Here is a 13,602-nt window from a genome sequence, read left to right as displayed (position 1 = left end):
GCTCAGACGTTGGCCAGGGAGAGCGTCATCCATGCTGATCGGCAGTTACACCCCGTGGTTGGTGATCATTTCATTCCTGGTCGCCGTGCTGGCCTCGTTCACTGCGCTGGACATGGCCAGCCGGGTCACCACCGCAGCCACGCCCCGCAGCACCTGGTTGTGGCTGGTCGGCGGTGGCTGCGCGATGGGATTGGGCATCTGGTCGATGCACTTCATCGGCATGCTCGCCTTCCAGCTGCCGATCCCGCTCGGCTACGCGCTCGGCCTGACCACCATCTCGCTGCTGGCCGCCATGGCCTCCTCGATCTTCGCGCTGTGGCTGGTCTCGCAACCCACCCTGCCGCATGGACGCCTCGCGCTTGGCGCGGTGCTGATGGGCAGCGGGATCGCCTCGATGCACTACCTGGGAATGGCCGCGCTGCGCATGCAGCCCGGCATCGATTACCACGCCGGCTGGGTGGCGCTGTCGCTGTTGATCGCCGTGGCCGCCTCGTGGACGGCGCTGTTCATCGCCTTCCGGCTGCGCAGTACCCATCGCCGCCTGCGCGACCGCGCCGCCCCGGCGCTGGTGCTGGCCACCGCAATCGTCGGCATGCACTACACGGGCATGGCGGCCGCCCGCTTCCCGGCCGACAGCATCTGCGGTGCCGCGGCCGGCGACGGGCTGCAGGCGCAGTGGCTGGCCCTGGTGGTGCTGGTCCTGACCATCGCGATCCTGGCGGTGGTGTTGATCGTGTCCTGGCTCGACCAGCGCATGGAGGCGCAGCTGCTGCGGTTGCGCAACACGGACCTGAGCAGCTCGCTGGACGATGCGTACGCCGAGCTGACCCAGGCCGCCCTGCACGATCCGCTGACCCGGCTGCCGAACCGCCGCCTGCTGCAGCAGCGGATCGAACAGGCGCTGGCCGAGGCCGAACAGCGCGGCAGCCGCTTCGCGGTGATGTTCATAGACCTGGACGGCTTCAAACAGGTCAACGACGCCTACGGCCACCAGACCGGCGACGCGCTGCTGGTCGCCGTGGCCGATCGCACACGCAAGCTGCTGCGCCCGACGGACATGCTGGCGCGGCTGGGCGGCGACGAGTTCGTGCTGGTGGTCTCGATCGAGAACGATGAAGACGTCGCCACGCTGGCCAGCCGCCTGATCCAGACCGTCGGCCGCGAACCCCTGCTGCCCCACCAGGACCTGCAGGTGACGGCCAGCATCGGCATCGCGATCTGTCCGGACCACGCCGCCAGCGAACGCCAGCTGATGGCCTTTGCGGATGCCGCCATGTACCAGGCCAAGGAAGCGGGCCGCAACGCCTACGTCCTGTTTGCCGACTGGATGAACGACAGTGCCGAGCAGCAGTTCCAGCTGCTGGCCGACCTGCGCCGCGCGATCGGCACCGAGCAGCTGTTCCTGCACTATCAACCCAAGACCCGCGTGGCGGGCCAGTCGGTCAGCGGTGCCGAAGCCCTGATCCGCTGGCGGCATCCGCAGCAGGGCCTGATTCCGCCGGACCGCTTCATCCGCCTGGCCGAGCGCAGCGGCGTGATCAACGAGATCGGCCGCTGGGCGCTGGACGAGGCCTGCCGCCAGCTGCGCCTCTGGCACGACGCCGGGCATGACGGCTGGACGGTCTCGGTGAATCTCTCGCCGATCCAGTTCGCCTCGCCCGGCCTGCTGCAGGAAGTGCGCGAAGCGCTGCAGAACCACGCCATCGAGCCGCGCCGCCTGATCCTGGAGATCACGGAAAACACGGTGATGCGCGACACCGACGCCAGCCTGACCCTGCTGCAGGGCATGGCGGCGCTGGGCGTGGGGATCTCGATCGACGACTTCGGCACCGGCTACTCCAGCCTGTTGTATCTCAAGCGCCTGCCGGCCACCGAGATCAAGATCGATCACGCCTTCGTGCGCGACCTGGAGAACAGCTCCGAGGACGTGGTGATCGTGTCGGCGATCGTGGCGCTGGGCCATGCGCTGGACATGGACATCGTGGCCGAAGGGGTGGAGACCGCCGGCCAGCGCGCCTACCTGGAGCGGCTGGGCTGCGACTACCTGCAGGGCTACCTGCTGGGCCGCCCGGTGGATGCGCAGCGCTTCATGCAGCTGCATGACCTGCCGCGACCGCGGGTGGAAGTGGCCACGGGGTGGACGCCGCCCCGGCGGCCGGACGCCGCCGCCGGGTAACGCCGGGCGCCGGCCCGCGCCGGGCACGCCCGGATAACGGAATGGTTCTTGCACGGACCGGGGTATCCCCTCCTGTGTCGTGCCCTGATGTCCGAGAACGAACAAGCCGGCGAAAAAACCGAATTACCCACCGAGAAGCGCCTGCGCGATGCCCGGGAGCAGGGCAACATCCCGCGCTCGCGTGAGCTGGCGACGGCGGCGGTATTCGGTGCCGCTGTGCTGGCGCTGATGGCGTTTTCCGGCACCATCGCCCGCAACGCCAAGACCTGGATGCAGGTCGCGCTCAGCCCCGAGCCGGGACTGCGCCTGCATCCGCAGGCACTGTTCGGGCATTTCGGCGAACTGCTGCTGCGCCTGCTGCTGGGCATGTGGCCGCTGGTGGTGATCTGTCTGCTGGCCAGTTTCCTGTCGCCGGTGGTGATGGGCGGCCTGCGCTGGTCGAACAAGTCGCTGCTGCCCGACTTCAAACGGCTCAGCCCGATGGCCGGCATGAAGCGACTGTACGGGCCCGAAGCGATCGCCGAGTTCACCAAATCCCTGCTGCGCATCGCCTTTGTCGGCACCGCAGCTGGACTGGTGGTGTGGCACGGGATCCGCTCGCTGCGCGACCTGCTCAACCAGCCGCTGGAAGCGGCCATGGTCCACGGCCTGGGCTTCACCCTGAAGCTGATGCTGGCCACCGGCGGCGCGATGATGCTGCTGGCCGCCATCGATGCGCCGTACCAGCGCTGGAACTGGATGCGCAAGCTGAAGATGACCCGTGAAGAACTGCGCCGGGAAATGAAGGAAAGCGAGGGCAGCCCGGAGGTCAAGGCCCGTATCCGCCAGCTGCAGCAGCAGATGTCCAACCGCCGGATGATGGAATCGGTGCCCACCGCCGACGTCGTGGTGGTCAACCCTACCCATTACGCGGTCGCCCTGAAGTACGAAGGCGGAAAGATGGGCGCGCCCACCGTGGTGGCCCTGGGCGTGGATGAAACCGCCCTGCGCATCCGTGAGGTGGCCGACGGCAACAAGGTCGCCATCGTCTCCGCCCCGCCTTTGGCACGCGCCTTGTATCGGGAAGGTCAACTTGGAAAGGAAATTCCCGTGAGACTGTATTCGGCCGTGGCCCAGGTGCTCTCCTACGTCTACCAGCTGCGCGGCTGGCAGGGCGGCCCGATGCCGGCTGCGCCCAGCATCGACATCGATGAATTCGGCAAGGGAGGCCGCCCATGAGCGCGCAACCTGCCGGCATGAACGTGCGCCGCGCGCTGGACATGATCCGTCACGGACTGGGCGCCCCGCTGATCGTGCTGGCCCTGCTGGCCATGGTGGTGGTCCCGCTGGCGCCGCCGGTGCTCGATGCGCTGTTCACCTTCAACATCGCCATCTCGCTGATGGTGCTGCTGGCGGTGGTCTACGTGAAGCGCCCGTTGGACTTCACCATCTTCCCGATCGTACTGCTGGTCACCACGATGCTGCGGCTGGCGTTGAACGTGGCCTCCACCCGCGTGATCCTGCTCAACGGCCAGAACGGCCACGAGGCGGCCGGCAAGGTGATCGCCTCGTTCGGCGAGTTCGTGATCGGCGGCAACTACGCAGTCGGCATCGTGGTCTTCGCGATCCTGACCATCATCAACTTCGTGGTGATCACCAAGGGCGCCGGGCGCGTCTCCGAAGTGACCGCCCGCTTCATCCTGGATGCCATGCCCGGCAAGCAGATGGCGATCGACGCCGATCTCAACGCCGGTTTGCTGACGCGTGAGGAAGCCAAGGCCCGGCGCGAGGAGGTCCGCGAGGAAGCCGACTTCTACGGCGCGATGGACGGTGCCAGCAAGTTCATCCGCGGCGACGCGATCGCCGGCATCCTGATCCTGTTCATCAACCTGGTCGGCGGCCTGGCGGTCGGCGTCCTCCAGCACGGCATGCCGTTCGGCGATGCCGCCGCGACCTACACCCTGCTCTCCATCGGTGACGGCCTGGTCGCCCAGCTGCCGGCGCTGCTGGTGTCCTCGGCGGTCGCCATGCTGGTCACCCGTGCCTCGCGCTCGCAGGACATGGCCCAGGCCATGATGGGCCAGGTGTTCGGCCAGTACCGCGCGCTGACCATCGCCGCGGCGATCCTGGCGGTCGTCGGCCTGGTCCCGGGCATGCCGAACGTCGCCTTCTTGACGCTGGCCGCGATCCTCGGCTTCATCGCCTGGAAGGCGTGGAAGAAGAGCACCGCCCAGGCGCGCGCCGCGGAATCCCCCGCCGCCAACCGCCCCGACAGCCTCGGCCTGCCCGGCGCGGCACCCTCGCCGACCGCCGAGCTGACCTGGGATGAACTGCGCCCGGTCGATCCGCTCGGCCTGGAAGTCGGTTATCGGCTGATCCCGCTGGTGGACAAGAACCAGGGCGGCGAGCTGATGGCGCGGATCAAGGGCGTGCGGCGCAAGCTCACCCACGACATCGGCTTCCTGATTCCTTCCGTCCACATCCGCGACAACCTGGAGCTGCCCGCGACTGCCTATCGCCTGCTGATCCACGGCGTGCCGGTGGCCACCGCCGAGATCCACCCGGACCGCGAACTCGCGCTGGACCCGGGCAGCGCGCTGGGCACGCTGGAAGGCATCGCCGGCAAGGACCCCGCGTTCGGCCTGGATGCCACCTGGATCCAGCCACATCAGCGCGCCAATGCCGAATCGATGGGCTACACCGTGGTCGACCCGGCCACCGTGGTCGCCACCCATCTGTCGCACCTGATCCGCGAACACGCCCCGGAGCTGCTCGGCCATGAGGAGGTGCAGCAGCTGCTGGCCAACCTGGCCAAGAGCGCACCCAAGCTGGTCGAAGACCTGACGCCCAAGTCGCTGCCGCTGTCGGCGGTGGTGCGGGTGCTGCAGAACCTGCTGATCGAGCGCATTCCGATCCGCCAGCTGCGCAAGATCGTCGAATCGCTGGTGGAGAGCGCGCCGACCAGCCAGGACCCGGCCGTGCTGACCGCTGCCGTGCGCAACGCACTGGGTCGTTTCATCGTGCAGGAGATCGCCGGGATGTCGCCGGAGCTGCCGGTGTTCACCCTCAACCCGCAACTGGAACGCGTCTTGCAGGAGTCCACGCAGGGCAACGGCGCCGCGCTGGAACCCGGACTCGCCGAGCGACTGCACCAGAGCCTGGCCGAATGTGTCGGCAAGCAGGAAGCGAAGAACGAGCCGGCGGTCGTGCTGGTGCCCGGCCCGGTACGTGCCGCGCTGGCACGGCTGGTACGCCACAGCGTCCCCTCGCTGTCCGTACTCGCCTACAGCGAGGTGCCCGAGGACAAACGGTTGAAGCTGGTCGGCACGATCAGTTGAACCGGACACCCGACGGCACCGCGACAGAAAACAGACACCTCATTCGATTTCACCGCAGCAGGAAATAAAGGGACTCCCTGACCGTGCAGACCACCGACAACCAGCGTTTCCCTTCCACCACTCCGCCGCCCCAGTCCCGGTACCACAGCATGAAAATCAAACGCTTCGTCGCCTCCGATATGCGCTCGGCCATGAACCTGGTGCGCAAGGAACACGGTCCGGACGCAGTGATCCTGTCCAACCGCCGGATCGAGGAAGGTGTCGAAATCGTGGCGGCGGCCAACTACGACGAGAGCGCCGTGCAGCGTGCGCTGGAAGCGGCCCGCAAGGACGTCGCGCCGCCGCCGGTACCGCGCCCGCGCAGCGCCGCCGATGCGGTGATCGCCGCCGTGACCCGCCGCAAGGCACCGGTCGCCACGCCGGAGCCGGTGGCGGCGACCACCTCGGCAGTCGCCGCGCTGGCCCGCGCCGCCGTCGGCGCGACCGGTCGCACCTTGGATACCGCCAATGAAATCGTGCCGCCGCCGGGCAGCGACGGTTTCGCCGCCACCCTGGCGCGCGCCAGCGTCGGCCCGGCCGTCAACGAACCGTCGCTGCCGGAGCAGATCTTCGCGCCGTTCAATGTCGAGCAGGCCGCCGCCGCGTCTCCGGCCGCCCCGGCCGACGCACTCGCCACGCCCGCGCCGATCAATCGCGCCCGCTTCGTGATCGATCCGCCGCTGGACGAGATGGACGAGGCCGTGATGCCGGTCGCTGCAGCGCTCGCGCCGCTGCCGGTGGTGGCCGCCGCCCTGCCGCCGGCCCTGCCGCTGCCGATCGCCGAAACCGTCACCACCGCCGCCAATGAACCGGCAGCGGCCGTGGCCAGCGTGCCCGAACTGACGATCATCCAGCGCGACGACGAGGAAATCCGCCAGCTGCGCCATGAAGTGGCCGGCATGCGCCATGTCATCGAACGCGAGATGCACCGCTTCACCGACGAGCGCCTGCGTGGCTCAGCGGTCCGCGCCGCCGCGCTGGACCTGATGGACGAGTACGGCTTCGACGCCGGCATCAGCCGCGACGTGGCCATGCAGATCCCGCTGGACACCGAAGCCCACCGTGGTCGCGGCCTGATGCTCGGCCTGCTCTCCAAGAAGCTGCCGATCGCCCCGGTCGACCCGCTCGAAGCCGGCGGCGTGATCGCCCTGGTCGGCCCCACCGGGGCCGGCAAGACCACCACCATCGCCAAGCTGGCGTCGCGTTTCGCCGAGGCGCATGCCGCCCGCGACGTCGCCCTGGTCACCACCGATACCGGCCGCATCGGCGCCCGCGAGCAGCTGTACGGCTTCGGCCGCCAGCTCGGCATCGCGGTCCATGAGGCCAGCAGCGGCAGCGACCTGAACCAGCTGCTGGAGCGCCTGAAGGACTACAAGCTGGTCCTGATCGACACCGCCGGGCTGGGCCCGCGCGACCGCGCCATGGCCGCCCAGCTGCAGTGGCTGCGTGCCGCCGAGCAGATCCGCACCCTGCTGGTGCTGCCGGCCAACACCAGTTTCGGCGACATGGACGAGGTGGTCCGTCGCTTCAGCGCCGCCAACCCGCAGGGCGTGGTGCTGAGCAAGCTGGACGAGACCGGCCGCTTCGGTACCGCCCTGTCGGTGGCGGTCGACCACCGCCTGCCGATCACCTGGGTCACCGATGGCCAGGACGTTCCCGAAGACCTGCACCGTGCCAGTGCGGCCAATCTTGTACTTCGCCTTGAAGATTTGCGCCGCGCGGCCGATATGCCCTGCAACCCGGAGTTGAACCATGCCGTCGCGTGAGTACGCCAAGCTGACCAAGACCTTCCCGTTGTCGGCTACCCGAAGCCAGCCGCTGGGCCCGGTCCGCACCATCGCCGTCACCGGCGGCAAGGGCGGCGTGGGCAAAACGAACGTTTCGGCCAATCTGGCCGTGGCGCTGGCGGACATGGGCAAACGCACGCTGCTGCTGGACGCCGACCTCGGCCTGGCCAACATCGACGTGATCCTCGGCCTGCAGCCGAAGGTGACCCTGGCCGACCTGGTCGCCGGGCGCTGCACGCTGGAAGAAGTGATCATGGAAGGCCCCGGCGGCGTGCTGGTGGTCCCCGCCGCCTCCGGCCGCCGCCACATGGCCGAGCTGCAGCCGGCCGAGCACGTCGGCCTGGTCAACGTGTTCTCCGAGCTCGAGCGCGAGCTGGACATCATGATCGTGGACACCGCCGCCGGCATCACCGATGGCGTGCTGACCTTCTGCCAGGCCGCGCAGGACACCGTGGTGGTGGTCTGCGATGAGCCGGCCTCGATCACCGATGCCTACGCGCTGATCAAGGTGCTCTCGCGCGAGCGCGGCGTGGACCGGATCCAGGTGGTGGCCAACATGGTCCGCGACCCGAACGAAGGCCGCGTGCTGTACGAAAAGCTGACCCGCGTCTGCGAGAAGTTCCTCGCCGATGTCTCGCTGAACTACCTGGGCTGCGTGCCGCAGGATGACTGGCTGCGCCTGTCGGTGCAGCGCCAGCAGCCGGTGGTCAAGGCCTATCCCTCCAGCCCGGCCGCGCTGGCGCTGACCGAGATCGCGCGCCGCACCGCCCGCTGGCAGGCCCCGACCGAGCCGCGTGGCGGGGTCGAGTTCTTCCTGGAACGCATCCTCAAGCAGCGCGGGGTGACGGCATGAAAGGCGCAGCACAATACAAAGAGGTCCAGCGGACCGCCGCGAACGAGTGCATTGCCCAGCACTCGGACCTGGTCCGGCGGATCGCCCACCATCTGGCCGCGCGCCTGCCGGCGAGCGTGGAAGTGGACGATCTGATCCAGGCCGGGATGATGGGCCTGATCGAGGCCTCGCGCAGCTACGACGCCGACCAGGGCGCCTCGTTCGAAACCTACGCCTCGATCCGCATCCGCGGCTCGATGATCGACGAGATCCGCCGCGGCGACTGGGTGCCGCGTTCGGTGCACCGCCGGGCCCGCGATGCCGCCGCGACCATCCGTCGCCTGGAGCAGAGCACCGGCCGCGCCGCCAGCGCCACCGAAGTGGCCGCCGCGATGGACATGCCACTGCCGGACTACCTGCGCCTGATGGAAGACGCCTCGCGCGGCCAGGTGCTGAGCCTGGAATCGCGGATCGAAGACCAGGGCGAGCTGGACACCGTCGCCCAGGGCGGCCCGACCCCGCAGCAGGTCCTGGAGCGCGGCGAATTCGGGCGCGAGCTGGGCAATGCGATCGGCCTGCTGCCCGAACGCGAACAGCTGGTCCTGTCGCTGTACTACGAGCAGGAACTGAACCTGAAAGAGATCGGTGCCGTACTGGGTGTCAGCGAATCGCGCGTGTGCCAGATCCATGGCCAGGCCGTGCTGCGCCTGCGGGGCCGGCTGAAGATCTTCGAGGCGGCAGACGCCGGCCTCGAGAACCATTGAAATCGAGGAAAATGCTTTGAACAAGAACATGCGTATCCTGATCGTCGACGACTTCTCGACCATGCGTCGTATCGTCAAGAACCTGCTGGGCGATCTGGGCTTCACCAATACGGCCGAAGCCGAGGACGGGCATGCCGCGCTGGCGATGTTGCAGAGCCAGCCGTTCGATTTCGTGGTCACCGACTGGAACATGCCAGTCATGACCGGCATCGACCTGCTCAAGGCCGTGCGTGCCGATGCCAAGCTCAAGACCCTGCCGGTGCTGATGGTCACCGCTGAAGCCAAGCGCGAGCAGATCATCGAAGCCGCCCAGGCCGGCGTGAACGGCTACATCATCAAACCGTTCACCGCGCAGACCCTGGAAGAAAAGCTCGGCAAGATCTTCGAACGCCTGGCAGCGAGCGCCTGATGGAAACCCTGAGCGACAAATCCGCGCTGGTGCAGCGCCTGCAGGACGCCCTGGCCGCACTGGAGAGTGGTGACGAGGCCGGTTGGCGCCGGGAAATCGACGCGCTCGCCGCGCTGCGCACGCAGCCGATGATGGCCGGCCTGAACCGCCTGGCCCGCGAGCTCGGCCAGGCCCTGGGCGAACTGCCCAGCCTGCCCAGCGAAGCCGGCGAGCTGGATGATGCCTGCGCGCGCCTGGACCACGTGGTGGCGATGACCGAACAGGCCACCCACCGCACGCTGGACCTGGCCGAGGAATGTCGCTCGCTGACCGAGCAGCTGCGCGCCAACGGGTTGACGCCCGACCAGGACCAGCAGCTGGACCGGATCCGCCACAACCTGACCGAAATCGCGCTGACGCAGAGCTACCAGGACCTCACCGGCCAGATCATCCGCCGCGTGGTCGGGATCGTGCGGCGCGTGCACGAGGGCTTCGGCGCGCTCGGCCTGCCGCCGCAGGACGACGACAGCAAGCGCGACAACAACGGCCTGGCCGGCCCGGCCGTGAATGGCCTGGATCGCCATGCGGTGTCACAGAACGACGCCGACGACCTGCTCTCGGACCTGGGACTGTAACGATCATGAGTGCTGTGCCAGACGATATCGCTGCCGATTTCATCCTCGAGGCCCAGGAAATCCTGGACCGCCTCGGCGAACAGCTGGTGTCGCTGGAGCAGGCGCCCCAGGATGCCGACCAGCTCAACGCCGTGTTCCGTGGTTTCCACACCCTCAAGGGCGGTGCCGGCTTCCTCGGCATCCAGGCGATGGTCGAGCTGTGCCACGCCGCCGAGGAAACCCTCGGCATGGCGCGCTCGGGCCAGGCCACGCTGCAGGCCCACCATTTCGATGCGGCCCAGCAGTCGCTGGACTACCTGCAGTCGATGCTGGATTCGGTCTCGGCCGGGACCGAGCCGGGGTATGCCCCGCCGGAACTGATCGCCCAGTTCGACGTCAACGGTCCGGCCACGCCGACGCCCGCGGCCGCTCCCACGGCCGGCAGCGGTGGCGAACTGATCACCGATGATGAGTTCGAAGCCCTGCTCGACCAGCTGCATGGTGGCGCGGCGCCGGCCGCCGTTGCCGCGCCGAAGCAGGACGACGGCCTGATCGGCGAAGACGAGTTCGAAGCGCTGCTGGACCAGTTGCACGGTGGCGCCGTTCCCGGTGCCAACGCGATAACCAGTACACCCTCGCCCGCTCCTCGCGCCACGGCGGCACCGGCGGCACCGAGCGCGAAGCCGGCCCCGGCCAAACCGGTCGCCGAAGCCGAACACACGGTGCGCGTGGACACCAAGCGCCTGGATGCGATCGTCAACCTGATCGGCGAGCTGGTGCTCTCGCGCAACCGACTCAAGACCCTGCGCGCGCGCCTGCACGATGAAGAGCTCGACCGCGCGGTGTCCACGCTGGACATCGCGACCGCACGGCTGCAGTCGGCGGTCATGCGCACGCGCATGCAGCCGGTCGGCAAGGTGTTCTCGCGCTTTCCCAAGGTGGCCCGCGACGTGGCGCGGTCGCTGAAGAAGGAAGTCGAACTGGAACTGATCGGCGCGGAAACCGAACTCGACCGCAACCTGGTCGAAGCGCTGGCCGATCCGCTGGTCCATCTGGTCCGCAATGCGATCGACCATGGCGTGGAAATGCCCGACCTGCGCGAGGCCCAGGGCAAGCCGCGCAGCGGCCACGTGCGCCTGTCGGCCCAGCAGGAAGGCGACTACGTCAGCATCGAAGTGCAGGACGACGGCGCCGGCATCGATCCCGAACGCCTGCGCCAGAAGGCGCGCGAGAAGGGCTTGATCGACCCGGAGGCCGCGGCCCGCCTGAGCAGCGAGGAATGCCTGCACCTGGTGTTCCTGCCCGGCTTCTCGACCAAGCAGCAGGTCACCGACATCTCCGGCCGTGGCGTGGGCATGGACGTGGTCCAGTCGCGCATCCGCGAGCTGAGCGGCCAGATCCAGATCCAGTCCGAGCTGGGCCGTGGCAGCCGCTTCATGATCCGCGTACCGCTGACCCTGGCGATCCTGCCGACCCTGCTGGTGCAGGCCGGCGAAGACGTCTACGCCCTGCCCCTGGCCCGCGTGATGGAGGTGCTGCATGCGCCCAACACCTCGCTGGGCTGGTTCGATGGCCGCGCCGTGCTCGACCGCAAATCGCACACCCTGGCCCTGGTCGATCTGCGCCACTGGCTGGACGTGGAGCCGATGCCGTCTTCGCTGCTGACCATCGTGGTGCTGCAGGCCGGCGAGGCCCGCTTCGGCCTGGTGGTCGACCAGGTACACGGCCGCGAGGAAGTGGTGATCAAACCCCTGCCCAAGGCACTGCGCGGCCTGCGCGGCTATGCCGGTGCCACCCTGATCGGTGACGGCCGCATGGCGTTGATCCTGGACGTGGACGGACTGCGCACCCACCACGATTGACCGCGTGAAAGTGTGACCGCCGCAGCACTGGATTCCGTCGGCGTCTCAAGTCCCATTCACACAAGCCGATAACGGACCCATGGACAGACTCAGCCTCATTGGACTTTTCCTCGCGTTGGCCTCGCTGGTCGGCGGCAGCATCCTCAAGGGGGCCGGTCTGGCGTCACTGTGGTCGCCGGCCGCCTTCGTGATCGTCATCGTCGGCACCATCGCCGCGATCCTGCTGCACACCTCGCCGGCCGTGTTCAAGCATGCCTTCAGGATCGTGCGCTGGGTGATCCGCCCGCCGAGCAGCGACCGCCGCGAGCTGATCCAGCAGATCGTGGAGTGGAGCAACATCGCCCGCCGCCAGGGCCTGCTCGGCCTGGAGGCGCAAGTGGATGCGCAGGACGATCCGTTCCTGCGCAAAGGCCTGCAGCTGCTGGTGGACGGCGTGGAGCCGGAGACCATCCGGCACATGATGGAGATCGAACTGAGCAGCCAGGAGAGCCAGGACCTGGCCGCCTCCAAGGTGTTCGAGGGCATGGGCATCTACGCCCCGACCCTGGGCATCATCGGCGCCGTGCTCGGGCTGATCGCGGTGATGAAGAACCTCGCCGACCCGAGCAAGCTCGGCCACGGCATCGCCGCGGCGTTCACCGCCACCATCTACGGCATCGCCTCGGCCAACCTGCTGTTCCTGCCGGTCTCGGCCAAGCTCAAGAGCGTGATCCACCACAACAGCCGCGACCGGGAAATGATCATCGAAGGCCTGATTTCGATCGCCCAGGGTGAGAACCCACGCAACATCGAAACCAACCTGTCCGGGTTCCTGCACTGACATGGCCCGTCGCAAGCACCACGAAGAACATGCCAACCATGAGGCCTGGGCGATCCCCTACGCCGACCTCATGACGCTGCTGCTCGCCTTCTTCGTGGTGATGTACGCCATCTCCTCGCTCAACGAGGGCAAGTACCGGATCATGGCCGATGCGCTGACCACCGCCTTCGGTGGCGCACCGCGCACCATCAACCCGGTGCAGGTCGGCAACCAGCAGGTCCAGGGCGGCGGCTGGGACAGCCCCTCGGTAATCAAGGCCGGGACCAAGATCGGCCCGTCCGCGCCGGCCCCGAGCAACGATCCGACCCTGCTGCCGGCGATGGCCTCGCAGATGCGCATGCCGGTCTCGATCCGCAACCAGGAACAGCTGCAGCGCGCCGAGCGGCAACTCAACGGCATCGCCGACAAGCTCACCGCCACGCTGGCGCCGCTGATCGAACGCGGCATGATCACCGTGCGCCGCACCGAGCTGTGGATCGAGGTGGAGATCAACAGCGACATCCTGTTCCCGACCGGTTCGGCCACGCTCGACGTGCATGCACGCGACACCCTGTCCAAGCTGGCCGAAGTACTGCGTGATGCGCCCAATGGCGTTCGCGTGGAAGGCCATACCGACAACATTCCGATCGCCACCTCGCTTTTCCCCTCCAACTGGGAACTCTCGGCCGGGCGCGCCGCCAGCGTGGTGCATCTGTTCGCCGACCAGGGCCTGCAGCCGGCACGGCTGGCGATGGTCGGCTACGGCCAGTTCCGCCCGCGCGAAGACAATGCCAGCGCCGAAGGCCGCAACCGCAACCGGCGGGTGATGGTGATCATTCTCGCCGACACCGCGCAGAGCGTGGATCCGATCACCGACCGGCTCAGCGCCGACGCCGATGCCGCCGATGCCGTCAACGCGCCTGCCAGCGGCACCCCTGTTACCCCCATCGCACCGGTGCAGTTGCCACCGGTGCCGGCCGGCAGCCGCGTTGGCGCCGCCGTTCCGCCCGCAATGAAGGAGTGA

General features: G+C 68.2%; 11 protein-coding genes. All 11 read left to right on the top strand.

All coding sequences use genetic code 11. From position 1 onward, the window contains the following. The first annotated feature begins 31 nt into the window (after nt 1-31). The 11 genes from AC07WC_RS07205 to motD all read left to right on the top strand — a co-directional run bounded on the left by AC07WC_RS07205 (nt 32) and on the right by motD (nt 13,602). Entirely contained in the window at nt 32-2,176 is a 2,145-nt protein-coding gene (locus AC07WC_RS07205; RefSeq protein ID WP_495209393.1) for a putative bifunctional diguanylate cyclase/phosphodiesterase, read from the top strand. An 87-nt stretch (nt 2,177-2,263) separates the two neighbouring features. Next, on the top strand, nt 2,264-3,394 hold the full coding sequence (gene flhB, locus AC07WC_RS07200; protein ID WP_495209392.1) for a flagellar biosynthesis protein FlhB: 1,131 nt from the start codon (nt 2,264-2,266) through the stop codon (nt 3,392-3,394). Beyond that, the gene (flhA, locus tag AC07WC_RS07195; RefSeq protein WP_495209391.1) at nt 3,391-5,493 is read left to right on the top strand and encodes a flagellar biosynthesis protein FlhA; all 2,103 of its coding nucleotides are present in this window, start codon (nt 3,391-3,393) and stop codon (nt 5,491-5,493) included. The genes flhB and flhA overlap by 4 nt, the downstream gene beginning before the upstream one ends. A 149-nt stretch (nt 5,494-5,642) precedes the next feature. Then, complete coding sequence (locus AC07WC_RS07190; RefSeq protein ID WP_495209390.1) at nt 5,643-7,298, top strand: AAA family ATPase; 1,656 nt, start codon at nt 5,643-5,645, stop codon at nt 7,296-7,298. Further along, nucleotides 7,285-8,172: a MinD/ParA family ATP-binding protein gene (locus tag AC07WC_RS07185; RefSeq protein ID WP_495209389.1), complete on the top strand. Its 888-nt coding sequence runs from the start codon at nt 7,285-7,287 to the stop codon at nt 8,170-8,172. Before AC07WC_RS07190 ends, AC07WC_RS07185 begins: the two co-directional genes overlap by 14 nt. Next, nucleotides 8,169-8,915, top strand: coding sequence for an RNA polymerase sigma factor FliA (locus tag AC07WC_RS07180; protein ID WP_019182907.1), 747 nt, complete (start codon nt 8,169-8,171; stop codon nt 8,913-8,915). The genes AC07WC_RS07185 and AC07WC_RS07180 overlap by 4 nt, the downstream gene beginning before the upstream one ends. 16 nt (nt 8,916-8,931) lie before the next feature. Continuing rightward, nucleotides 8,932-9,324 carry a chemotaxis response regulator CheY gene (gene cheY / locus AC07WC_RS07175; RefSeq protein ID WP_019182908.1) on the top strand — a complete coding sequence of 131 codons (393 nt, stop codon included), beginning with the start codon at nt 8,932-8,934 and terminating at the stop codon, nt 9,322-9,324. Then, complete coding sequence (locus AC07WC_RS07170) at nt 9,324-9,938, top strand: protein phosphatase CheZ (protein ID WP_495209388.1); 615 nt, start codon at nt 9,324-9,326, stop codon at nt 9,936-9,938. The genes cheY and AC07WC_RS07170 overlap by 1 nt, the downstream gene beginning before the upstream one ends. 5 nt (nt 9,939-9,943) lie before the next feature. Beyond that, on the top strand, nt 9,944-11,779 hold the full coding sequence (locus AC07WC_RS07165) for a chemotaxis protein CheA (RefSeq protein ID WP_495209387.1): 1,836 nt from the start codon (nt 9,944-9,946) through the stop codon (nt 11,777-11,779). 79 nt (nt 11,780-11,858) lie between these two features. Next, nucleotides 11,859-12,599 (top strand): flagellar motor protein, encoded by a 741-nt coding sequence (locus tag AC07WC_RS07160; protein WP_495209386.1) that lies wholly within the window; start codon nt 11,859-11,861, stop codon nt 12,597-12,599. Nucleotide 12,600: 1 nt separating this feature from the next. Then, nucleotides 12,601-13,602 (top strand): flagellar motor protein MotD, encoded by a 1,002-nt coding sequence (gene motD, locus AC07WC_RS07155; protein ID WP_495209385.1) that lies wholly within the window; start codon nt 12,601-12,603, stop codon nt 13,600-13,602.

This window comes from Stenotrophomonas sp. GW821-FHT01H02A (assembly GCF_059422145.1).
The sequence above is the reverse complement of the archived record's forward strand: the minus strand, read 5'-3'. Positions and strand labels throughout refer to the sequence as shown.

Bases quoted from the DNA above. Each gene is read 5' to 3' on its own strand.
- AC07WC_RS07185 (WP_495209389.1), top strand. From the start codon at position 7,285: ATGCCGTCGCGTGAGTACGCCAAGCTGACCAAGACCTTCCCGTTGTCG.
- AC07WC_RS07180 (WP_019182907.1), top strand. From the start codon at position 8,169: ATGAAAGGCGCAGCACAATACAAAGAGGTCCAGCGGACCGCCGCGAAC.
- motD (WP_495209385.1), top strand. From the start codon at position 12,601: ATGGCCCGTCGCAAGCACCACGAAGAACATGCCAACCATGAGGCCTGG.
- flhB (WP_495209392.1), top strand. From the start codon at position 2,264: ATGTCCGAGAACGAACAAGCCGGCGAAAAAACCGAATTACCCACCGAG.
- AC07WC_RS07160 (WP_495209386.1), top strand. From the start codon at position 11,859: ATGGACAGACTCAGCCTCATTGGACTTTTCCTCGCGTTGGCCTCGCTG.
- AC07WC_RS07170 (WP_495209388.1), top strand. From the start codon at position 9,324: ATGGAAACCCTGAGCGACAAATCCGCGCTGGTGCAGCGCCTGCAGGAC.
- AC07WC_RS07190 (WP_495209390.1), top strand. From the start codon at position 5,643: ATGAAAATCAAACGCTTCGTCGCCTCCGATATGCGCTCGGCCATGAAC.
- flhA (WP_495209391.1), top strand. From the start codon at position 3,391: ATGAGCGCGCAACCTGCCGGCATGAACGTGCGCCGCGCGCTGGACATG.
- AC07WC_RS07205 (WP_495209393.1), top strand. From the start codon at position 32: ATGCTGATCGGCAGTTACACCCCGTGGTTGGTGATCATTTCATTCCTG.
- AC07WC_RS07165 (WP_495209387.1), top strand. From the start codon at position 9,944: ATGAGTGCTGTGCCAGACGATATCGCTGCCGATTTCATCCTCGAGGCC.